The following is a 24,814-nucleotide window of genomic DNA, read 5'->3' as shown; positions in this document are numbered from 1 at the left end:
TCGGCCCGTTCGTGGGTCCGGGTTGACGATGATGGCTAATAGGGTTAGCTTTATGGCTATGACAATTAGCCAGGTGCGACGGAGTGGCGGACACATCGCGTACGAGGTGCAGGGGGAGGGCCCTTTGGTCGTCCTCACGCACGGCATGGGAGAGACCCGGGACAGCTTCCGGCATCTGGTGCCGCTGCTCGTCGCCGGCGGCCACCGGGTCGCCTCGGTGGATGTGCGGGGGCACGGGGAGTCCAGCGTCGGCTGGCCCACGTACGCCCCGGCCGAGGTGGGCGCCGACCTGCTGGCGGTGGTCCGTGACGTCGACGGCGGGCCAGCCGTGCTGGTCGGCAGCTCGTCCAGCGCGGCGGCGGTGGTCTTCGCCGCGGCCGAGGCGCCCGACCTGGTCTCCGGGATCGTGCAGATGGCTCCGTTCGTCAACCGGCCGAAACTCAACCCGCTGATGCGTTTGGCGCTGGCAGCCGTGGTGCGCAGCCCCCGACTGTTCGGAATGTTCCACAACACGCTCTTTCCGGTGCACCGGCCCGCCGACGACGCCGCGTACCGCCGGTCGATGGTGGCCAGGCTGCGCGAGCCCGGCCGGATGGCCGCGACGCGCGGTGTGGCCGCGCCGGCCGAGCCGCACTGGACCTCGCGGGCCCCGCAGGTGCGGCAGCCGGTGCTGGTGCTGATGGGCACCAAGGACCCGGACTTCCCGGACCCGGGTGCCGAGGCGCGGGCGGCCCGCCGGCTCTTCGGCACCGCCGAGGCGAGGATGATCGAGGAGTCCGGCCACTACCCGCACGCCGACCGGCCCCAGCGCACCGCCGAGGAGCTGCTCGGCTTCCTGGCGGTCGTCGCCGGTGCCTAGGGTCGGGCTCAACCAGCAGACCGTGGTGGCCGAGGCGGCCCGGCTGGCCGACGAGGTCGGCCTTGCGCAGCTCACCCTGGCCGCGCTCGCCGGCCGGCTCGGCGTCGCGTTGCCCAGCCTCTACAAGCACGTCCGGGGTGCGGACGCGCTGACCCAGAAGCTCTCCGCGCTGGCGACCGCCGAGTTGGCCACCGAGCTGACCACCGCCGCCGCCGGCCGGGCCGGCGGGGACGCCCTGCGGGCGATGGCCGACGCCTACCGCGACTACGCCCACCGGCACCCCGGCCGCTACCCGGCCACCCAGCGGGTGCCCGATCCGGCCGACCCGGAGCACGTCGCGGCGGGCGAGCGCGCGGTCGGCGCCATCTTCGCGGTGCTCCGCGGGTACGGGCTCACCGGCGACGACGCACTGGACGCCACCCGGGCGCTGCGCAGCGCACTGCACGGCTTCGTCTCGCTGGAGGCCGCCGGCGGCTTCGGCCTGCCCCGGGAGCTGGACCGCTCGTACCATCAGTTGGTCGCCGGCCTGGACGTCGCGTTCCGCGCATGGCCGACCCTGGCGGGATGAGCTCTCGCCCATGACCTGCGCACGACTGGAATCCGGCCGCCTTCCGCGACCGTGACGCGGCAGTTTGCCCGGTGTCGTGTCCCGTGGTCGGTCCGGGTCGGCCTCGCCTGATCGCGTCAATGGTCGTACCCTTCGGCGGGTGATTGACGGGGAGCAGCGCCCGGCACCACGGCGGCTCTGGCCGCTGTGGACGGCGTTCGTGGTGGTCGTCCTGCTGCTGGGCTGCGGCCTGCCAGCGCTGCTGGTGGTCGGGGTGGTGCGCGAGGCCGGCGGCCGGCCCACAGTGAGCCGGATCGGCGCCTCCGCGACGGACGACCCGGCCACCGCCGTCGCCCGCGGGCTGTCCGACCGGATGACCGCCCAGCTTCAGCGACAGTCCACGGCGCTGCTCGGTGGCGACCGGGCCGGTTACCTCGCCGTCGCCGAAAAGGTCGCGCACGCCGACCTGAGCCGCCGCTTCGCCGCGCTGCGTGCGCTCAAGGTGACCGTCTGGCGGGCCGAACCGAGTGGACTGCCCGTGCCGGTCGTCGGCAAGGTGGGCGAGTGGCGGCTGCTGGTGCGCTTCCAGTACTGCTTCGTGGCGCCGGACTGCCGGCCCAGCCCGGTGCTGATCGGCACTCGCTGGCGGGAGAACGGCGACCAGCCCTTGCTGGTCGCGATGGAGGAATCCAAGTCGGCCGAGACCGGCACGAGGCCGTGGGAGATCAGTGACCTGGCCGTGGTGGTCGGCGCGCGGACGATCGTCGCCACCACACCGGCGCTGCGCGGCAAGCTGCCCGGCCTGCTCGCGCAGGCGGAGGCGGCCGCCAGGGTCGCCGACGGGTACACGGTCGCCGGCTCCCCGCCGGACCGCTACCGGATCTTCTACGCCGGCCGTACCGAATGGCAGCGTTGGTACGGCGGTGGACGACCACAGTGGACCGGGGGCTACGCGGTGACCGTGGGTGGCGGCCACCACGAGGTGGTGCTCAACGCCGAGGGGCTCAGCAGCAGCAGCACCGATGACCTGCTCCGGCACGAGCTGACCCACGCCGCCTCCCTGCCCGAGCGCGGCTATCCGGGCAAGACGACCTGGTGGCTGGTGGAGGGGCTGGCCGAGCTCGCGGGCGCCGGCGGGCAGCCGGTCGACCGGTACGAGGGGCTCGCCGAGGTGCGGAAGTTGGTCCGGGGCGGTTGGGACGGCCGGCTGGAAAGCATCACCCCCGGCGACGACGCACCGGCCGAGCAGGTCGGTGGCAGCTACGGCGTCGGGTACCTCGCCGTCCGGCACCTCGTCGACCGGTACGGACCACAGCGCCTGCTCACCTTCTTCAAGGCCGTGGTGCACGAGCGCAAGACACTCGACGTCGCCGCCGACGAGGCGTTCGGCGAGCAGTGGTCGACGTTGCACGACGAGTGCGTCGCGTACGTCCGTACCGCCGCCGGCTGACGACGAGCGGGGGGCCGTACCATCGATGGGTGCGCCGCACCCAGTCGCCGCGGCCCGCCAGCGTCACGCGGCCCCGCCTGCTCACCGCCCTGACCGCCGTCGTCGTCCTCACCGCCACCACCGCCGCCTCCTGCGGCGACAAAGATCCCGACCTCGCACTGGCATCGGCAGCCCGCAACCCGGTCACCGAGGTGATCGACGCTCCGGCGACGGTGACCGCCCGGGCCGCCGCCACCCTGACCGCTCCCGCCGACGGCACCCTGGCGAGCCTGCGCGTCCAACCCGGGCAGCGGGTGAAGCGCGGCCAGATCCTCGCGGTGGTCGATTCTCCGACCGCACAACAGCGTCTCCGTCAGGCCAGGGAGGCGCTCGCTGCCGCGAAGCGGGCCGGCCGGGGCGTCGGCACGGGCAACCTGACCGGCAGTCGGCGCGGCACCGACAAGGCTGCCGACGAAGCCTTCGACGCCGCCCGGGAGGCCGCTGAGAAGATCGCCGACCCGCAACTGCGCGACGCGCTGCTGACCCAGGTGACCTCCGCGCAGCGGCAGTATGCCGCCGCCGCGCGCAGCGCCGACCAGGCCGTCCGCGCGGTGCAACGCGGGATCAGCGGGCTGAACTCCGCCGTCGGCGCGCTCTCCGCCGCGCAACGGCTGCAGGCCCAGCAGGCGTACGACCTGGCGAAGGCGACCGTCGACGCGCTGACCCTGCGCGCCCCGATCGCCGGGGTGGTGCAGCCGGGCGGCACCCGGGCCGGTGGCGCGGCGACGGGTGGCCTCGCGGGGCTGCTGGAGCAGGCCGGTGGCGCCCAGGCGGCCGGCATCGACCCGTCGGTGCTGACTCCCAACCAGGGCGGGCCGCCCGCCGGAGTGGACGACGCGGTCGCGGTCGGCGGCCTGGTCACCGCCGGCACGCCGGTGCTCACCGTGGTGGACACCGGGCAGCTCGGTCTGCTCGCCGAGGTGGACGAGACCGACGTGCTGCTGGTCAGGGCAGGCGTCACGGCGGCGGTCGAGCTGGACGCCGTCAGCGGCGCCAGCTACGACGCCACCGTGCGCTCGGTCGACGTGCTCCCCACCAGCTCCGCGCAGGGTGGGGTCACCTATCGGGTACGCCTCGCACTGGGTGTCGGAAAGCTGGCCGAGGACGAACCTGCCCCGAGCCCCCGACCGGGCATGAACGCGATCGTGCACCTGCGGGTGCGCGAGGCCACCGACGCGGTGACCGTCCCCGCCTCGGCGGTTCTCTCCGCCGACGGTCGGGACACCGTCTGGGTGGTCCGCGACGGCAAGGCCGGCCGGGCGGCGGTGACCGTCGGCGTCCAGGGGGCCGATCTGGTGCAGATCCTCGACGGCGTGCAGCCCGGTGACCGGATCGTGGTGCGCGGCGCCGACCAGGTGCGCGACGGTCAGGAGGTGCGGTGACCGGCACTTCGCCGGCCATCGAGGCGGTGGACGTGTCCCGGACGTACCAGCTCGACGGCGTGTCGGTCGAGGCGCTGCGCGGGGTGTCGCTGACCGTCCGGCCGGGTGACTACGTGGCGCTGGTCGGGCCGTCCGGCTCGGGCAAGTCCACGCTCATGCACCTGCTGGGCGGTCTCGACCGGCCCAGCGCCGGCCGGCTGGTGATCGGCGGGCGAGACGTCGGCACGCTGACTCCGCCGGAGATGGCCACCCTGCGCAACGAGACGATCGGTTTCGTCTTCCAGGCGTTCCACCTGCTGCCGCGTACCTCGGCCGTGGAGAACGTGGCATTGCCGCTGGTCTACCGGGGCGTCTCGGCCCGGCAGCGCCGGGAGCGGGCGGCGGCGATGCTGGGCCGGGTCGGGCTGGGGCACCGCCTGGACCACCGGCCCAACCAGATGTCCGGCGGCGAGCAGCAGCGGGTGGCCATCGCCCGCGCACTGGTCACCGAGCCGACGGTGCTGCTGGCCGACGAGCCGACCGGCAACCTGGACAGCGTCACCGGCGCGGCCGTGCTGGAGCTGCTGGAGCGGTTGAACGCCGAGGAGGGGGTGGCGCTGGTGATGGTCACCCACGACCAGGAGGTCGCGGGGCGTGCCCGCCGCCGCATCACCATGCGCGACGGCGTGGTCGTGTCCGACAGCGCCACCGTCGCCGACCCGCCGACGGCGGACAGCGCCACCGACGACGGTGCGGACCTTCATGATCGACCGCCGTCCGTTGATCACGGTCGACCTGCGACACTGGTCCCCGCTCCCAGCGCGGAGCCCCGGTCCGCGTCCGGAAGCGGCTCGGGGCACCCGTCCGGTGGCTCCGGTGGCGCCATCGGAGCCACCGGACGCCTTCCGCGCCCGCCGGCCGGCGCCGACGTCTCGCCCTCGCCGGTCACCGACAGCGGGAGCGGGTCGTGAGGGTCGCCGAGGCGTGGCGGGTGGCGCTGGACGCGTTACGGGCCAACCGGTTACGCAGCGCGCTGACCATGCTCGGGGTGATCATCGGGGTGGCCTCGGTGGTGCTGCTGGTGGCCATCGGCACCGGCACCAAGCAGAAGGTGGAGCAGCAGGTCGAGGGGCTCGGCTCCAACCTGTTACTGGTCGTCCCGGGCAAGATCGAGGTGGGCACCGCGCCGGTGGTCTCACCGTTGACCCTCAAGGACGTGGACGCGGTCACCCGGGTGGTCGGCGATCCGGACCGGGTGGCGGTCACCGTCGCCTCCGGGGCGACCGCGCGGGCCGGCGCCCGCTCCGACTTCACCACCGTGCAGGGCGTGCTGGAGACCACCCCCACGGTGTTCACCCGGTCGCTGGCCCGAGGCCGTTACCTCACCCGCACCGACGTGGACACCAGCCGACGGGTGGCGGTGCTCGGTGACTCGGTGGCCCGTGCGCTCTTTCCCGACCGGGACCCGCTCGGGCAGCAGGTGACGCTGGCCGGTGTCCGGTTCCGGGTGATCGGCGTCTTCACGCCGCTCGGGCAGAGCCTCGGCGTCGACCGGGACGACGAGGTGCACGTACCGGTGACGGCCGCGCAGCGGCTCTGGGGCACGCAGCGGGTGGACGGCATCGCGGTGAAGGCACCGGACCGGGAACGGATCGACGAGCTGGGCGAGCGGATCGTCGCCGAGCTGAGCCGACGGCACCCTGACACCGAGTTCAGCGCGGTGACCCAGCAGCAGATCCTCGGCGTGCTCGGCGACATTCTCGGCGTCCTGACCGGCGTGCTGGCCGCCATCGCGGGCATCTCGCTGCTCGTCGGCGGGGTCGGCGTCTCCAACATCATGCTGGTCAGTGTCCGGGAGCGGACCCGCGAGATCGGGCTGCGCAAGGCCGTGGGCGCCCGTCCCCGCGACATCGGCGTGCAGTTCCTGCTGGAGGCGGTGCTGCTCACCACGATCGGTGGCCTGACCGGAATGGCGCTCGGCGTGGGTACGGCGCTGCTGGTGGACGCGCTGTCGCCCATTCCGGCGGCGATCACCTGGTGGTCGCTGGCGCTGGCCTTCGGGGTGTCGGCGGTGGTGGGCATCGTCTTCGGCGTGGTCCCGGCGCAGCGCGCCGGCCGGCTCGACCCGGTGGTCGCACTGCGCGCCGAGTGAGGTCCGACGGGCAACCGGACGGCGGGCGCAGCCGGGGAGATACCGGGAGCGCGAATCGGGTGAACCAACGACCGAAACATGATCAGTTGTACGAAGGGATCGCGCCGGTCACAGCGGCCCCGCTACCGTACTGGTAACACGCGCGTCGCCGGCCCGGCCCGGAGCATCCCTCGGGTTGGCACGCGCCGGGCATGGGATGGGTCGGTGAGCCATGGCCGGGTCGCAGTCCGACGGACGGCTGTCGGAGGTCAAGTTCCTCACCGTCGCCGAGGTGGCGACGGTGATGCGGGTGTCGAAGATGACGGTCTATCGCCTGGTGCACAGCGGTGAGCTCACCGCCGTCCGGGTCGGCCGGTCGTTCCGGGTGCCTGAGCACGCGGTTCACGAATATCTGCGGGGTGCTTTTCAGGAGACCGCCTGAGCCACCGCCCGCCTCACGGAGCACGATGTGACGGCACGGGCGGGGGCGCGTTGGTCCGGCTGACCCTCTGCGGCTACCCTGGAGCCCGACCGAGACCCCACCGGTGCGCCCCGCCGCCCAGACTGGTCCGGTCCGTTGTCCGCAAGCGGTCGCCGTCGCCACCTACGTGGTGTCATCCGGTCCGCCCCGCACGTTGCATCGAAAGGCTGTCGTCGTATGGGCTCGGTGGTCAAGAAGCGCCGCAAGCGCATGGCTAAGAAGAAGCACCGCAAGCTGCTGCGCAAGACCCGCGTCCAGCGTCGCCGTCTCGGCAAGTGACCTCGGCCGGGCCAGCGGCCCGGCATCCGGCGTCACGTGCCCAACTGTCGACCCCCGGAGGCTCAGGTGATCAGGCCGTGGTCGTCCCGGCTCGATCCCGCCTGTCGGGGTAGGTGCGTTCGATGACCCCCGGTGGCACCTCAGGTGCCCCGGGGGTCGTCGTCGTCACCGGGGTGGGCCGCTATCTGGGCGCCCACGTGGCGGCCCGACTCGCTGCCGACCCACGTGTCGAGCGGGTCATCGGGGTGGACGCCCCGGAGCCCGGGGCCGAGTTCACCGATCTGCTCGATCGGGTCGAACGGATCCGCGTCGACGCCGGCTCGCTCGGTGGGCTCCTCGCCGATCTGAACGTCGACGCGGTGGTGCACCTCGCGATGGTCAGCGCACCCGACCCGCAGCACGGTGGCCGGTCGGGGATGAAGGACCAGAACGTCATCGGCACCATGCAACTGCTCGCCGCCTGTCAGCGGGCACCCGGGCTGCGCAAGCTCGTGGTCCGCTCGTCGACCGCCGCGTACGGTGCCTCGTTCCGCGACCCGGCCGTCTTCACCGAGGAGACCGAGCCGCGCGAGGTCCCGCGCGGTGGCTTCGCCCGGGACATCCTCGACATCGAGGGGTACGTCCGAGGCTTCCGCCGCCGCCGCGCCGACGTGACGGCGACGGTGCTGCGCTTCGCCCCGTTCATCGGCTCGACGGCGGACACCACCCTCACCCGCTACTTCTCCCAGCCCTTGGTGCCGACGGTCTTCGGCCGTGACCCCAGGTTGCAGTTCCTGCACTTCGACGACGCACTCGAGGTGCTGTACCGGTCGATCGTCGAGGACCATCCCGGCACCTACAACGTCGCCGGCCCCGGGGTGTTGTCGCTGTCCCAGGCCATCCGGCGGGCCGGCCGGGTGGCGGTGCCGGTGCTGGAGCCCAGCCTGTCGGGTGCCGCCGCGCTGGCCCGCAGCATGGGTTTCGGCCGCTACGGCCTGGACCAGGTCGATCTCTTCGTGCACGGCCGGGTGGTCGACACGACCCGGCTGGAGCAGGAGTACGGCTTCACGCCCCGTTCCACCGCCGAAGCCTTCGAGGACTTCATCCGCGCCCACCACGGTGGTGTGGTGGTCACCCGGGGCCAGTTGGCCGCCGTCGAACAGCTCGTCCTGGACGGCATCCGGCAGGTCCGCTCGGCAGTGCGGGAGCGGTCTTGACGGGGGAGGGGCGCGACCCGGCGGGCGTCGGCCGTTTCGACGTACCGCGAGGGCCTGCCGCACCGGACGCGGAGCCGGCGCGGCGCAACGGACACCGACCGGCGGCGGAGGTCGCGCCGGTGTGGACACCGGCCGACGAGGCCGACACCGCGGCGACCGACGAGCCGCTCGGCGTGGGTGGCGGCCCGGCCGCCGGTGGCGGGGCGGGTGGCACGGCGCCCGCGGTTGCGGACCGGCCGGGGGACCACTGGGACCGCAGGGTCGCGAACGGCCTGGCGTTCCTGCGTCGGCGGCTCTCCGGTGAGTACGAGGTCGACGAGTTCGGCTTCGACCCGGAGTTGACCGACGCGGTCTTCCACCCGCTGCTGCGGTTGCTCTACCGGGACTGGTTCCGCACCGAGGTCAGCGGGGTGGAGCACGTGCCCGTGGACGGGCCCGCCCTGGTGGTCGGCAACCACTCGGGCACGGTGGCGCTGGACGCGCTGATCCTCTCGGCGGCGCTGCACGACAGGCATCCCGCCCGCCGCTACCTGCGGCTGCTCGGCGCTGACCTGGTCTTCCGGATGCCGGTGGTGTCGGAGATCGCCCGTAAGACCGGCGGCACGGTTGCCTGCAACCCGGACGCCGAGCGGCTGCTCGGCGGCGGTGACCTGGTGGGTGTGTTCCCCGAGGGGTTCAAGGGCATCGGGAAGCTCTACTCCGACCGGTACAAGCTGCAACGGTTCGGCCGGGGCGGGTTCGTGTCGGCGGCGCTGCGCACCGGCACCCCGATCGTGCCGGTCGCCATCGTCGGCGGCGAGGAGATCTATCCGATGCTCGCCGACATCAAGCCCCTCGCGCGGCTGCTCAAGTTGCCGTATTTCCCGGTCACGCCGACCTTCCCCCTGCTCGGGCCGCTGGGCATGGTGCCGCTGCCCAGCAAGTGGCTGATCCAGTTCTGCCCGCCGATCCCCACCGCGCACCTCACCGACGCGGCGGACGACCCGCTGGTGGTCTTCAACCTCGCCGATCAGGTACGAGAGACGATCCAGCAGACCGTGCACACGCTGCTGGAGCGGCGCCCCGACCCGTTCGGCCCCTGAGCCGGCGGTCAGCCGAGTCGACGGCGGCGCTGCAGCGCCAACCCGGCGGTCACCGCGCCGGCGACCAGGCCGGCCGCCGCGGTCGACGGTACGGCAATCTTGACCGCCCGGCGGCCGGTGCGGAAGTCCCGCACCTCCCAGCCGTGCTGCCGGGCCTGCCGCAGCAGTTCGGCGTCCGGGTTGACCGCCACGGCCCGGCCGACGGCGGAGAGCAGCGGCAGGTCGTTGGCCGAGTCGCTGTAGGCGGCGCAGCGGGTCAGGTCCAGCCCTTCGACGCCGGCGAGCTGGGTGACCGCCTCGGCCTTCGCCGGCCCGTGCATCAGGTCGCCCACCAGCCGCCCGGTGTACGCGCCGTCCAGCACCTCGGCCACCGTACCGATCGCACCGGTCAGGCCGAGCCGGGCGGCGATCACCCGACCGATCTCCACCGGGGCGGCGCTGACCAGCCAGACCCGCTGGCCGGCGTCCAGGTGGCGCTGGGCGAGTTGGTGGGTGCCGGCCCAGATCCGGGGAGCCATCAGCTCGTCGAAGATCTCCTCCGCGAGGCGCTCCACGTCGTCCACCCGCCAACCCTCGACGAAGGCCAGGGCGGCCTCCTTGGCCTGGGACATGTCACCGGCGTGCTCCCGTGCGAGCAGCCGGAACCGGAGCTGCTGCCAGGCGAACCGGGCCAGGTCGGAGGTCGTGAAGTAGTTGCGGGAGGCCAGCCCGCGCGCGAACCAGTAGATCGAGGCACCCTGCATCATCGTGTTGTCCACGTCGAAGAAGGCCGCGGCGGTCGAATCCGGGGTCGCCGACGCCAGGTCGGTCTCCGCCCAGCCGGCGGTGTGACCGTCGGCGTCGGTGCTGACCGTCACCCTACGGCTGCGCGCCACGCGGTTCCCCTTCTTCCCGGATGCCTCCAGCGAGGGTAGCCCGCGTGGCTGGTCGACCGGCCGAGCACGCAGCGAACTGCGTCACGGCCGACCGGACCTGCGGTATACGGGAGAGGCCGAGGCGGTCGGGTCAGCGGGCGCCGGGGCAGGCCGCCGGGACGAGACCGAGGGCGTCGCTGCCCGTCGGTGCCGGCAGGCCACAGGCGATCGCCGCCCGCAGCGCGTCGGAGCGCTCCCGGATGCTGTCGAGCAGTGCCAACGACCGCCTGGTCCGCTCCCGGTCGGCCCGGTTGGTCCCGTCGACCAGGTTGCCCACCGCCCGGCGCTGGCCGGTGACGAAGGTGTTGACGGTGTCCAGGCTCGTCGGCTCGGCCCGCTGCACCGCCGCGGCGGTGAGCAGGCGGACGCCCTGCCGGGTGTCGGAGTCCATGTCGTCGAGGACGGCGCTGTAACCGATCCGGTCACCGCGTACCTCGGCAGCCTCGCCGAGGCGGGTGCGGGCGAAGTCCAGGAAGAGTTGACCGCGGCTGATGTCGGAACTGGCCAGGGCGAGTTGGGCGCGTTCGGTCGAGCGCTTCATGCCGTACAGCGCGTCACCGGGGACCGCGTCCTCGCTGGCAGCGGAGATGCCGGAGACAGCGATCGCGCCGGCGGCGACGCCGATCAGGATCGCGCCTCGGGCGCGGGCCCGCCGGGCGGTGACCGCCGGCAGCAGCGAGCCACGGGTGCTCGCGGCGGCCGGTGCGGCGGCCGTCTGGTTGCCCAACCCTTCCCGCTCGGCGGTGGCGAGCAGCATCGCCCGCAGCCCGGTGCGGAAGTCGGGGTCCACCTCGACCGTCAGGGGATCGGCGCTGAGTCGTTGGCCCACCGCGACGAGCGACGCGAGCTGGCCGTCGACCCGGGACCGGACATGGTGTCGCCGGCCGCCGTTGGCCTCGTCGAGAAGCTGGGCGAAGCGCTCGGCGCGCCGGCGGGAGAAGAGGATGTCGTCCACCGCAGGCACCTCCTCTCGCTGGTCACGGCCGGTCGGCCGCCGTCCTTGCCAGCGACCGGGCGGCAGTGTGACACCACGGAGGTGAAGGCCCGTCCGACTTGCCGGTCGGACCTCGGTGACCCGGCCTGCCGGGGCAACCACCGGTCGCACCCGGAGAAACGCGGCGGACCGGGCACGGGTTACGGGCCTGGCGGGGCGGAAATCACAGAAAGTGATCGTTGTCACCGGCGGGACCGACCTGAGCTGCCCGGACGTCGATCGACGCCCATCGGTCCCGTCGACGGAACCTACGGCTGGAAACCGTCGGGCAGGAGTCGGGCCAGCGCGCGGACCGCCCGGTACTGGAGAGCCTTGATGGCGCCCTCGTTCTTGCCCATCGCACGGGCCGTCTCGGCGACCGAGAAGCCCTGGAGGAACCGGAGCACGATGCACTCCTGCTGCTCCGGGTTGAGCTGCTTGACGGCGGTGAGCAGCGCGACGTTGGTGATGTGCTCCACCACCGCCGCCTCCGGGCTGCCCTCCGGGCCCCGGTCCTCCCGGTCGGCGTCGAGCACGTCGCCGGTGGTCACCTCGAGGCGGTACCGGCCGGACTTGAAGTGGTCCGCGACCAGGTTGCGGGCGATGGTCACCAACCAGGCGCCGAGGTCGCGGCCCTGCCAGGTGAAGCTGCCGATCCGCTTGAGCGCCCGGAGGAAGGTGTCCGAGGTGAGGTCCTCGGCGAGCTGACGGTTGCCGACCCGGAAATAGACGAATCGGAAGACGGTGTCCACGTAGCGGTCGTAGATCAGGCCGAACGCCTCGGACTCACCGGCCTGAGCCCGTTCGACAAGCGTCCAGACCTCGGTGGCCGGGTCGGACGGGTCCGGTCGGCTCGGAAAGCCCGTCGGGGAGGTGACGGCCGGCACCGCGGGGATCACGGCCGTCTCGCCCGCCGACGGGTCCGTGGTCGCCGTCGGTGTGTCGCCAATCCGACGGCCCTGCACCGGCATCACGGGTCGGGCCGGTACGGCTACCCGACCGCCGGCGGGCTTAGCGTTCCCACCGGGCACCGCCGGTCGTGGTGGCGGTTCGTTGTGGTGTGGGCGGCTACGGATCCGGTTGGCCGCGCCGTCGCCCCGCACGGCGCCGCCGTGTGGTTCGTCCAGCGGAGCGCGGACCGTTGGACGCTCGTTGACCTGGGAACGTTGGGTCGGGCCGGTCAGGCCGACCGGGCGTTCCGCGTAACCGAAGGTGGTCACCGTGAAGCCCCCGTCCCGTCGGTCACCGGACGGGCCGGTCTGCGAGTCATCGGTGCGGACCGACCGGGCAACCGGTCGGGCAGGGCTGTTCCGGGGTGTGCCGACGGGCGGCAGTTCCCCTTGAGGTGCTGGTCCAATGCGCTCACAGGCACGGGGGCCTCCTCGGGCTGAGGGGTGTCGACTCACGGCAAATGGGGTGAGCCGACCCGAGTGATGATAGGGCCAACGTCACCCGCGCGTGGCAAGTCCGTTACACAGGGCGGAAGTATTTCCCCGTCTGTCGCACCGTCGGCGGACCGGTTGTCCGTCGTGTGCGATTGACTTTGGATCGGCCTGGTGATCCAGGATGGATCCGCTGGTCGGGGGCGCATTGTCCGTTCGGTCGACCGGCCCCGCCGGGCAGTCGGTGGGTGCCCCGCCGAACCACCGATGGGAAGCTCCTCCGTCTCGCCGACGGGACCAGTTCGGCTCGGTGGCGGCACAGTGGGCGGTCCCGTACACGGGACTGTGCGGCATTGCCGTGTCGGCGGTGCCCCACCGTCGAGCGTGGCCTGTGTCCGTCCGCTGTGCCAGACTCGATCACCGTGCAGGACACCGCGCAAAACCCCGCGCCGAACCTCGCCGACCAGGTTCGCCGGGCGGCGCTCGAGCACGGCGACCGGGCCGCGCTGCACTGGCGCGACCGGACGCTCAGCTGGTCCGAACTGGACGCCGAGGTCGACGCCGCCGCGTACGGCCTGGCCGCGGCCGCGCCACCCACCGACCCGGGCGGTACGCCACCCCGCGTCGCCATCGCCCTGCCCAACGGCTTCGACTTCGTGGTCGGCTGGCTCGGCGCCCTGCGCGCCGGCTTGGTCGCGGTGCCGGTCAACCCCGGTCTCACCGCACCGGAGCTGCGTCACGTGCTGGCCGACTCCGGTGCGTCGGTGTTGATCGGCACGGCCCGGGTCCGGGGCCTGGTCGCCGAGGTGGCCGCCGACCTGCCCGCCCTCCTCGCCGTGCACGCGGCACCGCCACCGGCGGCCGGTCCGGCGGAGCCGGGGCGACCACACCGGGGCGGGAACGACCTGGCTGTGCTGCTCTACACCTCCGGCACCGAGGGTCGACCCAAGGGAGCGATGCTCTCGCACCGCGCGTTGCTGGCCAACCAGGAGCAGGTCGACCGGATCGAGCCGCCGGTCGTCGGTCCGGGTGACACCGTGCTGCTGGCCCTACCCCTGTTCCACGCGTACGGGCTCAACTCGGGGCTCGGGGCGGTCGTCGGCCACGGCGCGACCGGAGTGCTGCTCGACGAGCTGGGGCCGACGGCAGGGCTGGACGAGATCGCTCGGCACCGGGTGAGCGTGCTGGTCGGCGTACCGTCGATGTTCCTGGCCTGGGCCGGCACCGACGAGGTCCGCGCGGCGACCGCCTCGGTGCGGGTGGCGGTCTGCGGCGCGGCGCCGCTGGAGCGTGCGGTCGCGGCGCGCTTCACCGAGGTGAGCGGTCACCCGGTGCACGTCGGGTACGGCCTCACCGAGACCGCGCCGGTGCTCACCTCGACCCTGGTCGGCGGGATCGCCAAGGTTGGCTCGATCGGCCGACCGCTGCCCGGCGTACGGCTGCGGCTGGTCGGCGCGGACGGAACGGACCTGTGGCGCGACGGCGTGGCCGTCGGAGACGACGACCCGGACGAGCTGGACATCTCCGACGTGGCGCCCGGCACCGACCCGGGGCAGATCGTGGTGTCCGGTCCCAACCTCTTCTCCGGCTACTGGCCGGACGGTCGGGGCGGCCCGGACGGCGACGGCTGGTGGGGCACCGGCGACATCGCGTACGCCGACTCCGACGGCGACCTCTTCCTGGTCGACCGGCTCGGCGAGCTGATCCTGGTCAACGGGTTCAACGTCTATCCGCACGAGGTCGAGCTGGTGCTCGCCGGGCACCCCGGGGTGGCCGAGTCGGCGGTACTGGGTGTGCCGCACCCGCGCACCGGCGAGACTGTGCGGGCGTACGTGGTGCCGACGCCGGGGCGGCCGGTGACCAGCGAGGACCTGCTCGCCCACTGCGCACGGAACCTGGCCCGGTTCAAGTGCCCGACCGCTGTCGAGTTCGTCGAAGCCCTGCCGCACTCGGCGATCGGCAAGGTACGCAAGTCCCAGCTCCGCCCGGCGACGCCGGTCGGTGCCGACACCCGCACGGAGGTAACCGATGTCCACTGACGCCCGGCTCGCCCTGATCACCCGACCCGGGTGCCACCTGTGCGACGACGCCAAGGCGGCGCTCGACCGGGTCGTGGCGGTCACCGGGGACAAGTGGGTCGAGTGGGATGTGACCGGCGACGAAGGGCTGGAACGGGAGTACGGGGACCGGCTGCCGGTGGTGATGCTCGACGGCAAGGAACACGGCTACTGGCGGGTCGAGGAGGACCGACTGCTGCGGGACCTGACCACGCCGCAGCTCTGAGCGGTGCCTAAGGTGCTCGGATGATCCCTGCGCGCCCCCACCTGGTGTGGGACTGGAACGGCACCCTGCTCAACGACCTCAGCCTCGTGGTGGCCGCCACCAACGCCGCGTTCGCCAGCATCGGCGGGCCCACGGTCACCTCCGACGAGCACCGGGTGCGGTTCCGCCGACCGATCGCCGAGTACTACGCCGAGGTGCTCGGCCAGGCCGTGGACGACGACGAGTTCGGTCGCCTGGACCGGATCTTCCACGACGCGTACCGCAGTGGTCTGACGACCTGCGAGCTGGCCTCCGACGCGCGGACCGCGATGGCCGCGTGGCCGGGCAGTCAGAGTCTGCTCTCCATGTGGTTCCACGAGGAGCTGGTACCCGCCGTGCACACCTACGGCCTGACCGGCCACTTCAGCCGGGTGGACGGGCTGCGGGCCGTGGTCGGCGGCGACCGCAAGGCCGAGTCGCTCCGGCGGCACCTGGCCGAGCTGGGTGTGGAGGGCACCTCCGCGGTGCTGATCGGCGACTCGATCGACGACGCGGACGCGGCGCTCGCGGTGGGGGGCCGGGTGGTGCTCTACACCGGCGGGTTCACCGACCCGGCCCGGCTGCGCGCCTCCGGTCACCCGGTGGCCGACACCCTCACCGACGCGGTGGCGGTGGCCCGGAAGATCAGTTCCGCAGGTACGTGAGGACGGCCAGCACCCGCCGGTGCTGCTCGGTGTCCGGTGGAAGCGTGAGCTTGGTGAAGATGTTGCGCACATGCTTCTCCACCGCGCCGTCGCTGACCACCAGGGCGCGGGCGATGGCGATGTTCGACCGCCCCTCGGCCATCAGGGCGAGCACCTCGCGCTCGCGCGGGGTCAGCTCCCGCAGTGGGTCGTCCCGACGGCGTCGGGCGAACAGCTGGCCGACCACCTCCGGGTCGAGCACGGTGCCACCGGCCGCCACCCGGCGCAGCGCGTCCAGGAACTCGTCGATGGCGGCGACCCGGTCCTTGAGCAGGTAGCCGATCCCGCCGCCGGCGCCGCCGGTGGTGGCCAGCAGGTCGTCGGCGTACGAGACCTCGACGTACTGGGAGAGCACCAGGATCGGCGTACGAGGCACCAGCCGACGCGCCTCCACCGCCGCCCGCAGCCCCTCGTCGGTGTGCGACGGGGGCATCCGGACGTCGACGATCGACACGTCCGGTCGGTGCTCTACCACCGCCTCGACCAGCGCATCGCCGTCTCCGACGGCGGCCACCACCTGGTGCCCGCTCTCGGTCAGCAACCGCACCAGCCCCTCCCGGAGCAGGACGGCGTCGTCGGCGATCACAATGCGCATGGCTGTGTTGTCTACCACGTCCGGCTCACTCCTCGCGCTCAGAGGGGAAGCTCCGCGCGGATCTCGGTGGGGCCGCCGGCCGGACTGACCACCATCAGTTCACCGCCGGCGGCCCGGACCCGGTCGGCGATACCTGCCAGCCCGTGCCCCTTGGCCAGGTGCGCGCCGCCCTGCCCGTCGTCGCCCACCCGCACCTGGAGCTCGGCGCCCTGCCGGGCCACGGCCACCACGGCCTCGGTGGCCCGGCTGTGCTTGGCGACGTTGGTCAGCGCCTCGGACACCACGAAGTACGCGGTGTTCTCCACCGCCGGGTCGAGCCGCCCAGCCGGGGTGCCGAGCTGTGGGTCCACCTGAAGCTCGATCGGGATCAGCCCGCGTCCGGCGATCGCGGCCAGGGCGCTGGGCAGACCCCGGTCGACCAGGATCGGCGGGGCGATGCCCCGGGACAGCGCCCGCAGCTCGGCCAGCGTGTCCCGGGTCTGGGTGACCGCCTCGTCGATGGTCCGGCCGGCCGCCTCCGGGTCGGAGGCGAGCTGTATCCGGGCCCGGCTGAGGTCCATCGCCAGGCGGACCAGGCGTTGCTGGGGGCCGTCGTGGATGTCGCGCTCCAACCGGCGCAGCGCGGACGCCTCGGCGGACACGGCGGCCCGCTTCTGCTCCTCCAGCACGGTGATCCGGTCGCGCATCTCGGCCACGCCGGTCAGCATGGCCTTGGCGAAGCTGGCCTGCAGCAGTGCGCAACCCCGCACCACGATCGGCAGTGTGATCAGGAAGAACACCCCGATCGCGGTGTAGAGACCGATCCGGGCGGTGGTCGAGTCACCCAGGCCGAGCAGCTGCGCCAGGTCGCTGTCACCCTCGCCGTCGGCTCGGGGCAGCGCCCAGTCGTACGCCCAGTAGAGCGAGCCGGCGACAGTGCCCGCCCACCAGGTCAGCGTCACCACGAAGGTGGTGGCCGCCACGATCAGCCGCAGCATGCCGTGCGCCAGATCGAGCCAGGACTGGGCGTCCCGCATCGGCACGAAGATCCGCCGCCAGGCGTTCGCTCCCGCCTCGGGCAGCCGGTAGTGCGGCCGGATCCGGGGCTGCCGGAGCACCGCGGGCAGTCTCAGCCGCTCGATGTCGGCCAGGCCTCGGGCGGCGTACAGGGTGCCGCTGAGGATCGGCAGGCCGATCACCGTGACCACCAGGCCGACGCCGACCGACAGTCCGAGGACGAGTACCACGAAACTGGCCACCGCCAGGGGCAGGCCGAGCAGCACGTACCCGGAGTCCACGAAGAGCTGGCGGGGGATGCTCGGTGCCAGCGTCTGTTGGTCGCTGGTGGCGGCAACGGCGGTCATGCCCAAAGGCTAGGCACCGCCACTCCCACGTCCCATCCCGAAGCCCTGCCTCTCCCCCGTAGTGCTGTCCCTACCTCTGGCAACACGGCGTGGGCAGGGTGGGCGCGGGATTGGTCAGAGAAGTCGGGATTGAGCAATAATCGCGCCGGCGGTGCGGGTCGCGGTCGCTGGATCGATCTTGCGGAATGGAGGTGCTGGTGGAGTCGCGTCGTGGAGCGACAAGATCGCGATTTGTGCACGTCTTCACAAGCGCCTACTCTCTAGTTCCGACGCGCCCTGCTAGCACAGCCGGCAATCTCGGTCGCCAGCGGGAGTCCATAAGCGGCCGACCAGCGGAGTTGGCCGAGGATCGCACCGCACGGAGTCTCATGAGTCAGCATCGTCACCCTGGCGCGTCCGGCCGCGCCGGTGCCGTACCAGCACTCCCGGACCTGCCCGAGGCGACCGTCGCCCGTCTCCCGGAATACCTGCGCGCGCTGCACAACCTCGCCGACGCCGAGCACGAGACGGTCTCCAGCGAGGGGCTCTCCGCCGCCGCCGGCGTCAACTCCGCCAAGCTCCGCAAGGACCTCTCGCACCTCGGCTCGTACGGCACCCGGGGCGTCGGCTACGACGTCGCGTTGCTGATCGAGCAGATCGAGTATGTGCTCGGGCTCACCCAGCGTCGGGCGGTCGCCCTGGTCGGCGTGGGTAATCTCGGTCACGCCCTGGCCGGCTACGACGGCTTCGCCGGCCGAGGCTTCCGGATCGCCGCGCTGCTCGACGCCGATCCGTCCCGGGTCGGCGAAGAGATCAACGGCCTGGTTGTACGCCATGTCGACGAGCTCCCGGCGGTCGCCGCGGCCGAATCCATCGCGATCGGCGTGATCGCCACCCCTGCCGCCGCTGCCCAGCGGGTCGCCGACGAGCTGGTCTCGGTCGGCGTGACGAGCATCCTCAACTTCGCGCCGTGCGTACTCTCGGTTCCGGAGGGGGTCGACGTGCGCAAGGTCGACCTCGCCATCGAGCTGCAGATTCTGTCTTTCCACGAGCACCGCAAGGCGTCACTGACCGCGCTGCCCGCCACCGGCGGCTCCGCCCTCACAGCCCTGCCCGGTGGTCTCGCGGCCACCGACACCCAGGAGGCGATCGGCACGTGAAACTGCTCGTCGTCGGCGCGTCCTACCGGACCGCCCCGGTCGCCACGCTGGAGCAGCTGGCCGTGCCTCCCGCCGACCTCACCCGCACCCTGGACCGCCTGGTCGCCCAGCCGTACGTGACCGAGGCGACGCTCGTCTCCACCTGCAACCGGGTGGAGGTCTACGCCGCCGTGTCCGGTTTCCACGGCGGGCTCGGCGACGTCTGCGCCGTCCTGGCCGAGCAGGCCGGGTGCGCACCGGCTGCGCTCGCCAGCCACCTCTACGTGCACTACGACGCCGCCGCGGTGGACCACGTCTTCCGGGTCGCCACCGGCCTGGACTCGATGGTGGTCGGCGAGGCGCAGATCCTCGGCCAGCTGCGTGACGCGTACCACTGGGCCACCGGCGCCGACTCGGCGGGCCGGCTGCTGCACGAGCTGATGCAGCAGGCGCTGCGGGTCGGCAAGCGGGCGCACGCCGAGACCGGCATCGACCGGGCCGGCCAGAGCGTCGTCACCGCCGCGCTGGAGCTGGCCGCCGGACACCTCCGGGGCGACCTCGTCGGCCGCCCGGCCCTGGTGGTCGGGGCCGGCGCGATGGGCTCGCTCGGCGTGGCCACGCTGTCCCGGCTGGGCGCCGGCCCGCTCACCGTCACCAACCGGGGCGCCGACCGGGCCGTCCGGCTGGCCGAGTCGTACGGGGCGAAGGCCGTGCCGATCAGCGAGCTGGCCGACACGCTCTCCACAGTGGACATCGTAGTGGCCGCCACAGCGTCCACCGAACCGGTCCTCACCCGGGCGGTGGTCGGTGCCGCACTGGCCGAGCGGGACCGGGCACGGGGCCCGCTGGTCCTGCTCGACCTGGCCGTCCCGCGCGACGTCGAGGAGGGCGTTGCCGAGCTGCCCGACGTCGAGGTGATCGACATCGACCGGATGGCGGCGTTGCTCGCCGACGGTCCGGCCGCCGCGGACGCCGCCGCCGTCGAGCGGATCGTGCTCGGCGAGGTGGAGAGCTTCCTCACCTGGCTGCGTGGCGCCGACGTGGCACCCACCGTGGCCGCGCTGCGCGGCCGGGCCGACGACGTGGTCACCGCCGAGTTGCGCAGACTGGCCCAGCGCCGCCCCGACCTCGGCGACGACCTGCGGGCCGAGGTGGCCCGTACGGTGCACCGGGTGGTGCAGCGGCTGCTGCACCAGCCCACCGTCAAGGTTCGCCAGTTGGCCGCGGAGCCCGGCGGCGACCAGTACGCGGCTCTGCTGCGCGAGCTGTTCGACCTCCAGGTGCCGCAGACCTCGCCGGTGGACAGCGTCCCCGAGGTGGTGGCCCCCGACGCCGCCCTGTTCGGTGGCACTGATCTCGCCGCGGCGTCCGGCGCCGGTCCGACGCTCGGCGCGGACCCCACCGACCCGACCCCGCCCACCGGAGGTGCGCGATGACCGCCCCCCTGCGCCTCGGCACCCGGGGCAGCGCCCTGGCGATTGCCCAGTCCGGCCAGATCGCCGAGGCGCTGACCGCCGCGACCGGCCGCGAGGTCGAACTGGTCGAGGTGGTCACCGCCGGGGACCGCTCCAGCGCCCCGGTGCACCGGCTCGGTGTCGGGGTGTTCGTCTCCGCGCTGCGCGACGCGCTGACCGCCCGGACCATCGACTTCGCGGTGCACTCCTACAAGGATCTGCCCACCGCGGTGGCCGGCGGGCTGCACATCGCGGCGGTGCCGCCCCGGCTGGACCCGCGTGACGCGTTGATCGCCCGGGACGGCCGAACGCTCGCCGAGCTGCCGCCCGGTGCCACCGTGGGCACCGGCGCCCTGCGTCGAATCGCCCAGCTGCACGCACTCGGCCTGCAGCTGGAGGTCACCCCGATCCGCGGCAACGTGGACACCCGCCTGCGGCGGGTGCTCGGCGCGGAGGCCGACCTCGACGCCGTCGTACTGGCCCGGGCCGGGCTGGCCCGACTCGGCCGGGCCGACGTGATCACCGAGACGCTGGACCCGATGCTGATGCTGCCCGCCCCCGCCCAGGGTGCGCTGGCCGTGGAGTGCCGGGTCGACGACCAGGACCTGGTCGAGCTGCTCGCGGTGCTCGACCACGCACCGTCGCGTGCCGCGGTCACCGCGGAACGCGCGTTTCTGGCCACCCTGGAGGCCGGGTGCAGCGCACCCGTCGCCGCCTACGCCATCCTCGCCGAAGGCGAGCCAGTCGGCTCAGCCGACGACGGCGATGTTGTCCATGAGATCTACCTGCGCGGGGCGGTGATCAGCCCGGACGGTACTCGTGATCTCCGGCTGTCCCGCACCGGAACGCCCGCCGACGCGGCGGAGATCGGTAAGGCTCTCGCCGCCGAACTCCTCGACCTCGGCGCCGACTCGATCCTCGGCCACGAAGGACACACCGGCCCGGGGACCCAGCAATTTGGGAGCACAGAATGACCCGCACCCGTAAGCCCGTCGGCCGTATCGCGTTCGTCGGGGCTGGCCCCGGCGACCCGGGCCTGCTGACCCGTCGGGCGCACGACGCCCTGGTCGACGCCGACCAGGTGATCTACGACCGGGGAGTCCCGGAGTCGTTGCTCGCCGTCGTCCGCGCCGAGGCCAGAGACGATGCCGAGTTCACGCCGGCCGAGGGCGCGCCGGGGGACGTGGCGAAGGTGCTGATCTCCGCGGCCCGATCCGGGTTGAACGCGGTGCACCTGGTCGCCGGCGACCCGTTCGGCCACGACTCGGTGGTCAAGGAGGTGCAGGCGGTCGCCCGCACCGCCGCCCACTTCGAGGTGGTGCCCGGCGTCGGCCAGGCCGAGGGCGTCGCCACCTACGCGGGTGTTCCGCTGCCGGGCGTACGCACCGCCGCCGACGTCGAGGACGTCAGCGTGCTGGACTTCGAGGCGCTGGCCGCCGCCGTCGGTCGGGGTTCGCTCGCGCTCGCGGTCGACGCCGGTGACCTCGCCGCCGTCCGGGACGGCCTGCTGGCCGCCGGGGTCGACGGCACCACCGGCGTCGGGGTGACCGGCGACGGCACCGGCGAGACCCAGTACACGACCACGTCGAGCGTGGACAGCTTCGTGGCCGCCGCGCTCGGCTTCACCGGTCGGGTGGTGCTCACCATCGGTGCCGGCGTGGGCCAGCGCGACAAGCTGAGCTGGTGGGAGAACCGCCCCCTGTACGGCTGGAAGGTGCTGGTACCGCGGACCAAGGAGCAGGCCGGCGCGATGAGTGCCCGGCTGCGCGCGTACGGGGCGATCCCGTGCGAGGTGCCGACCATCGCGGTCGAGCCGCCGCGCACCCCGGCGCAGATGGAGCGGGCGGTCAAGGGCCTGGTCGACGGCCGGTACGCCTGGGTGATCTTCACCTCGGTGAACGCGGTCCGCGCGGTCTGGGAGAAGTTCGCCGAGCACGGTCTCGACGCCCGGCACTTCGGTGGCGTCAAGATCGCCTGTATCGGTGAGGCGACGGCGGACGCGGTCCGCGCGTTCGGCATCCAGCCGGAGCTGATCCCCGCCGAGGAGCAGTCCTCCGAGGGGCTGCTGGCCGAGTTCTCGCCGCACGACGAGATCCTCGACCCGGTGGGCCGGGTGCTGCTGCCCCGCGCCGACATCGCCACCGAGACGCTCGCCGCCGGGCTCACCGAGCGCGGCTGGGAGGTCGACGACGTGACCGCGTACCGGACGGTCCGGGCCGCCCCGCCGCCCGCCGAGATCCGGGACGCGATCAAGTCGGGCGGGTTCGACGCTGTCCTCTTCACGTCATCGTCGACCGTGCGGAACCTTGTCGGTATCGCCGGGAAGCCCCACGCGCGTACCGTTGTTGCCGTCATCGGGCCCAAGACGGCGGAGACCGCGACGGAGTTCGGCCTGCGGGTCGACGTCCAGCCGCCGCACGCCTCGGTGCCCGACCTGGTGGAGGCGCTCGCCGCCTACGCCGTCGAGTTGCGGGAGAAGCTCGCCGCCATGCCGGCCAAGCAGCGCCGCGGCTCGAAGGTGCAGGGGCCGACCGCTCTGCGCTTCCGGTAGTCGTTCCCAGGAGGGCTTCCCATGTCGTACCCCGAGATCCGGCCCCGCCGGCTGCGCCGCACACCGGCGGTGCGCCGGCTGGTGTCCGAGACCCGGGTCGACCCGGCCGAGCTGGTCGTGCCGATGTTCGTCAGGGAAGGGCTCACCGAGCCCCGGGCCATCGGGTCGCTGCCGGGGGTGCTCCAGCACTCCCGGGACTCGCTGCGCAAGGCGGCGGCCGAGGCGGTCCAGGCCGGGGTCGGCGGCATCATGCTCTTCGGCGTGCCGGAGCGGCGGGACCCGACCGGGTCCGGCGGCATCGACCCGAACGGCATCCTGAACGTCGCCATCCGCGACGTGGTGGCCGAGGTGGGCGACGCCACGGTCGTGATGAGCGACCTGTGCCTGGACGAGTTCACCTCGCACGGGCACTGCGGGCTGCTCACCCCCGCCGGCGACGTGGACAACGACAAGACCCTGGAGGCCTACGCCGAGATGGCGGTGGCGCAGGCCGCCGCCGGGGTCCACATGGTCGGGCCGTCCGGGATGATGGACGGCCAGGTCGGCGTCGTACGCCGGGCGCTGGACGCGGCCGGGCAGCAGGACGTGGCCGTGCTGGCGTACGCCGCGAAGTACGCCTCGGCCTTCTTCGGCCCGTTCCGGGACGCGGTGGAGTCGGCGCTGGAGGGCGACCGGCGTGCCTACCAGCAGGACCCGGCCAACCTGCGCGAGTCGCTGCGTGAGGTGGCGCTGGATGTCGCCGAGGGCGCCGACCTGGTGATGGTCAAGCCGGCACTGCCCTACCTCGACGTGGTGTCGGCGGTGCGGGCCGCGGTGGACGTTCCCGTCGCCGCCTATCAGGTCTCCGGCGAGTACGCGATGGTCGAGGCCGCTGCGGCGAACGGCTGGATCGACCGGGAGCGGGTGATGCTGGAGACGCTCACGTCGATCCGGCGGGCCGGCGCGCAGGTCATCCTCACCTACTGGGCCGTCGAGGCCGCAGGGCTGCTCCGGCAGCGCTACTGAGCGGCCAGGAGTTCGCTCGGTCCAGCCCGCCCGGGCGTGGCAGCCCCGCAGTGCCCGCGATGCCGCGGTGTCCGAGATGCCGCGGTGTCCGAGATGCCGCGGTGTCCGAGATGCCGCGGTGTCCGCGGTGTCCGCGGTGTCGTGTCCGCGATGCCGCAGTGCCCGCGATGCCGTGGCGCCCGGACCCCCGCGACCGCGTGGCTTCCGCCGGCTCCGGGACCCCTGTGCGCCGCCTTTGCTCTGCTTCAACGGGCGCAACGGTGGCACCCCAAAAGCGTTGCGCCCGTTGAAGCAGAGCAAAGGGGTGCAACCAGCCGGCCCCGCCCGGCAACGCCCCGCCCGGCAACGCCCCGCCCGGCAACGCCCCGCCCGGCAACGCCTGAACCGATGCCGTTGGTGGTCTTCCTAAGACGCTCCAGCGCGGAATATCCACAGGTTATCCACAGGGGGTAGAGACTGGGTGTCCGTCCGGGAATGGTGGGCGGATGGCGTCAGCGCTCGACCTTCCTCCTCCGACTGGCCCTACCGTCGGTCAGTTTCCCATCGCCGGCCTGGTCCGCCGGGCGCGTCGGATCGTTCGGCTGAGCCAGCACCGGATGGCGCGCTTTGCCAAGGTCGCACCCTCGACGGTGGGGCGGGTGGAGGCGGGCAGCCTGACCCCCAGTCTGGCTGTACTGGAGCGCCTACTTGGCGCGGCCGGGCTCTATCTGGTCGTGGTCGACCAGAACGGCCGGGTGATTCAGCCGATGGCCGATCGGGAGGACATCCACGACGGCGCGGATCGGCGCTACCCCTCGCATCTGGACACCATCCTCGACCCCGAGCCGGGAGAGTGGTGGGCGGACATCTACGGGCTGGCTCGACCGCCGGAGACCTACCACCGCTCGTCAGCGGATCGGGAGGCGCGGCGACGGCGTAGCCAGTGGGAGGTGCGGGTCGCGCAGAACCGCCACCTGCCGCCTCCGCCAGACCCCCAGTCTCGCGACTACGACTACGACTGACGCCGTCACGGAGCAGGCGGCACACGATGCGGCCCGCCGCCGGGGCAG

General features: G+C 73.0%; 24 protein-coding genes. 19 read left to right on the top strand and 5 right to left on the bottom strand.

Annotated elements, in window-relative coordinates; translation table 11 throughout:
- The first annotated feature begins 52 nt into the window (after positions 1-52).
- From ACLJN9_RS27120 to ACLJN9_RS27075, 10 genes are all read left to right on the top strand, one after another.
- Positions 53-859 (top strand): alpha/beta fold hydrolase, encoded by an 807-nt coding sequence (locus ACLJN9_RS27120; RefSeq protein ID WP_410814450.1) that lies wholly within the window; start codon positions 53-55, stop codon positions 857-859.
- Entirely contained in the window at positions 852-1,427 is a 576-nt protein-coding gene (locus ACLJN9_RS27115) for a TetR/AcrR family transcriptional regulator (protein ID WP_410814449.1), read from the top strand. The genes ACLJN9_RS27120 and ACLJN9_RS27115 overlap by 8 nt, the downstream gene beginning before the upstream one ends.
- Before the next feature lie 139 nt (positions 1,428-1,566).
- Positions 1,567-2,856: a hypothetical protein gene (locus tag ACLJN9_RS27110; RefSeq protein WP_410814448.1), complete on the top strand. Its 1,290-nt coding sequence runs from the start codon at positions 1,567-1,569 to the stop codon at positions 2,854-2,856.
- 29 nt (positions 2,857-2,885) lie between these two features.
- Positions 2,886-4,277, top strand: a complete 1,392-nt coding sequence (locus ACLJN9_RS27105) for an efflux RND transporter periplasmic adaptor subunit (protein WP_410814447.1) — start codon at positions 2,886-2,888, stop codon at positions 4,275-4,277.
- On the top strand, positions 4,274-5,227 hold the full coding sequence (locus ACLJN9_RS27100) for an ABC transporter ATP-binding protein (protein ID WP_410814446.1): 954 nt from the start codon (positions 4,274-4,276) through the stop codon (positions 5,225-5,227). The genes ACLJN9_RS27105 and ACLJN9_RS27100 overlap by 4 nt, the downstream gene beginning before the upstream one ends.
- Entirely contained in the window at positions 5,224-6,408 is a 1,185-nt protein-coding gene (locus ACLJN9_RS27095; RefSeq protein WP_410814445.1) for an ABC transporter permease, read from the top strand. The genes ACLJN9_RS27100 and ACLJN9_RS27095 overlap by 4 nt, the downstream gene beginning before the upstream one ends.
- 211 nt (positions 6,409-6,619) lie before the next feature.
- Positions 6,620-6,829 carry a helix-turn-helix domain-containing protein gene (locus ACLJN9_RS27090; protein ID WP_007465625.1) on the top strand — a complete coding sequence of 70 codons (210 nt, stop codon included), beginning with the start codon at positions 6,620-6,622 and terminating at the stop codon, positions 6,827-6,829.
- A gap of 216 nt (positions 6,830-7,045) precedes the next feature.
- Positions 7,046-7,147 carry a 30S ribosomal protein bS22 gene (locus tag ACLJN9_RS27085; protein ID WP_007465623.1) on the top strand — a complete coding sequence of 34 codons (102 nt, stop codon included), beginning with the start codon at positions 7,046-7,048 and terminating at the stop codon, positions 7,145-7,147.
- Between the two features lie 122 nt (positions 7,148-7,269).
- Positions 7,270-8,343, top strand: coding sequence for an NAD-dependent epimerase/dehydratase family protein (locus ACLJN9_RS27080; RefSeq protein ID WP_410814444.1), 1,074 nt, complete (start codon positions 7,270-7,272; stop codon positions 8,341-8,343).
- A gap of 173 nt (positions 8,344-8,516) precedes the next feature.
- Entirely contained in the window at positions 8,517-9,425 is a 909-nt protein-coding gene (locus ACLJN9_RS27075) for a lysophospholipid acyltransferase family protein (RefSeq protein WP_410814570.1), read from the top strand.
- Positions 9,426-9,433: 8 nt separating this feature from the next.
- Here the strand turns inward: ACLJN9_RS27075 and ACLJN9_RS27070 are convergent, their stop codons facing one another.
- The 3 genes from ACLJN9_RS27070 to ACLJN9_RS27060 all read right to left on the bottom strand — a co-directional run bounded on the left by ACLJN9_RS27070 (position 9,434) and on the right by ACLJN9_RS27060 (position 12,532).
- Positions 9,434-10,372: an HAD family hydrolase gene (locus ACLJN9_RS27070; protein WP_410814569.1), complete on the bottom strand. Its 939-nt coding sequence runs from the start codon at positions 10,370-10,372 to the stop codon at positions 9,434-9,436.
- Between the two features lie 58 nt (positions 10,373-10,430).
- Positions 10,431-11,303: a DUF5667 domain-containing protein gene (locus tag ACLJN9_RS27065; RefSeq protein ID WP_410814443.1), complete on the bottom strand. Its 873-nt coding sequence runs from the start codon at positions 11,301-11,303 to the stop codon at positions 10,431-10,433.
- A 278-nt stretch (positions 11,304-11,581) separates the two neighbouring features.
- On the bottom strand, positions 11,582-12,532 hold the full coding sequence (locus ACLJN9_RS27060) for an ECF subfamily RNA polymerase sigma factor, BldN family (protein WP_410814442.1): 951 nt from the start codon (positions 12,530-12,532) through the stop codon (positions 11,582-11,584).
- 584 nt (positions 12,533-13,116) lie between these two features.
- On the opposite strand from ACLJN9_RS27060, the gene ACLJN9_RS27055 reads away from it, so the two are divergent.
- From ACLJN9_RS27055 to ACLJN9_RS27045, 3 genes are read left to right on the top strand one after another with little or no spacing between them, the layout of a single operon-like run.
- The gene (locus ACLJN9_RS27055) at positions 13,117-14,733 is read left to right on the top strand and encodes an AMP-binding protein (RefSeq protein WP_410814441.1); all 1,617 of its coding nucleotides are present in this window, start codon (positions 13,117-13,119) and stop codon (positions 14,731-14,733) included.
- Positions 14,723-14,977: a glutaredoxin family protein gene (locus ACLJN9_RS27050; RefSeq protein ID WP_238658313.1), complete on the top strand. Its 255-nt coding sequence runs from the start codon at positions 14,723-14,725 to the stop codon at positions 14,975-14,977. Before ACLJN9_RS27055 ends, ACLJN9_RS27050 begins: the two co-directional genes overlap by 11 nt.
- A 20-nt stretch (positions 14,978-14,997) precedes the next feature.
- Positions 14,998-15,660 (top strand): HAD family hydrolase, encoded by a 663-nt coding sequence (locus ACLJN9_RS27045; protein WP_410814440.1) that lies wholly within the window; start codon positions 14,998-15,000, stop codon positions 15,658-15,660.
- Here ACLJN9_RS27045 and ACLJN9_RS27040 read toward each other — a convergent pair.
- On the bottom strand, positions 15,641-16,294 hold the full coding sequence (locus tag ACLJN9_RS27040) for a response regulator transcription factor (RefSeq protein WP_410814439.1): 654 nt from the start codon (positions 16,292-16,294) through the stop codon (positions 15,641-15,643). The two genes, ACLJN9_RS27045 and ACLJN9_RS27040, sit on opposite strands and share 20 nt — an antisense overlap.
- Positions 16,295-16,332: 38 nt before the next feature.
- Positions 16,333-17,637, bottom strand: coding sequence for a sensor histidine kinase (locus ACLJN9_RS27035; protein WP_410814438.1), 1,305 nt, complete (start codon positions 17,635-17,637; stop codon positions 16,333-16,335).
- Positions 17,638-18,005: 368 nt separating this feature from the next.
- Between ACLJN9_RS27035 and ACLJN9_RS27030 the strand changes: the two genes are divergently transcribed.
- The 6 genes from ACLJN9_RS27030 to ACLJN9_RS27005 all read left to right on the top strand — a co-directional run bounded on the left by ACLJN9_RS27030 (position 18,006) and on the right by ACLJN9_RS27005 (position 24,766).
- Positions 18,006-18,776 (top strand): redox-sensing transcriptional repressor Rex, encoded by a 771-nt coding sequence (locus ACLJN9_RS27030; protein ID WP_410814437.1) that lies wholly within the window; start codon positions 18,006-18,008, stop codon positions 18,774-18,776.
- Positions 18,773-20,191: a glutamyl-tRNA reductase gene (locus ACLJN9_RS27025; protein ID WP_410814436.1), complete on the top strand. Its 1,419-nt coding sequence runs from the start codon at positions 18,773-18,775 to the stop codon at positions 20,189-20,191. The genes ACLJN9_RS27030 and ACLJN9_RS27025 overlap by 4 nt, the downstream gene beginning before the upstream one ends.
- Positions 20,188-21,183: a hydroxymethylbilane synthase gene (hemC, locus tag ACLJN9_RS27020; RefSeq protein ID WP_410814435.1), complete on the top strand. Its 996-nt coding sequence runs from the start codon at positions 20,188-20,190 to the stop codon at positions 21,181-21,183. Before ACLJN9_RS27025 ends, hemC begins: the two co-directional genes overlap by 4 nt.
- Complete coding sequence (locus ACLJN9_RS27015; RefSeq protein ID WP_410814434.1) at positions 21,180-22,760, top strand: uroporphyrinogen-III synthase; 1,581 nt, start codon at positions 21,180-21,182, stop codon at positions 22,758-22,760. The genes hemC and ACLJN9_RS27015 overlap by 4 nt, the downstream gene beginning before the upstream one ends.
- A gap of 21 nt (positions 22,761-22,781) precedes the next feature.
- Positions 22,782-23,765, top strand: coding sequence for a porphobilinogen synthase (gene hemB, locus ACLJN9_RS27010; protein WP_410814433.1), 984 nt, complete (start codon positions 22,782-22,784; stop codon positions 23,763-23,765).
- A gap of 485 nt (positions 23,766-24,250) precedes the next feature.
- On the top strand, positions 24,251-24,766 hold the full coding sequence (locus ACLJN9_RS27005; RefSeq protein ID WP_410814432.1) for a helix-turn-helix domain-containing protein: 516 nt from the start codon (positions 24,251-24,253) through the stop codon (positions 24,764-24,766).
- Positions 24,767-24,814: the final 48 nt, after the last annotated feature.

Origin of the sequence: Micromonospora sp. 067-2, from assembly GCF_046549295.1 — a bacterium.
Classification (GTDB): Bacteria; Actinomycetota; Actinomycetes; order Mycobacteriales; family Micromonosporaceae; genus Micromonospora.
The sequence above is the reverse complement of the archived record's forward strand: the minus strand, read 5'-3'. Positions and strand labels throughout refer to the sequence as shown.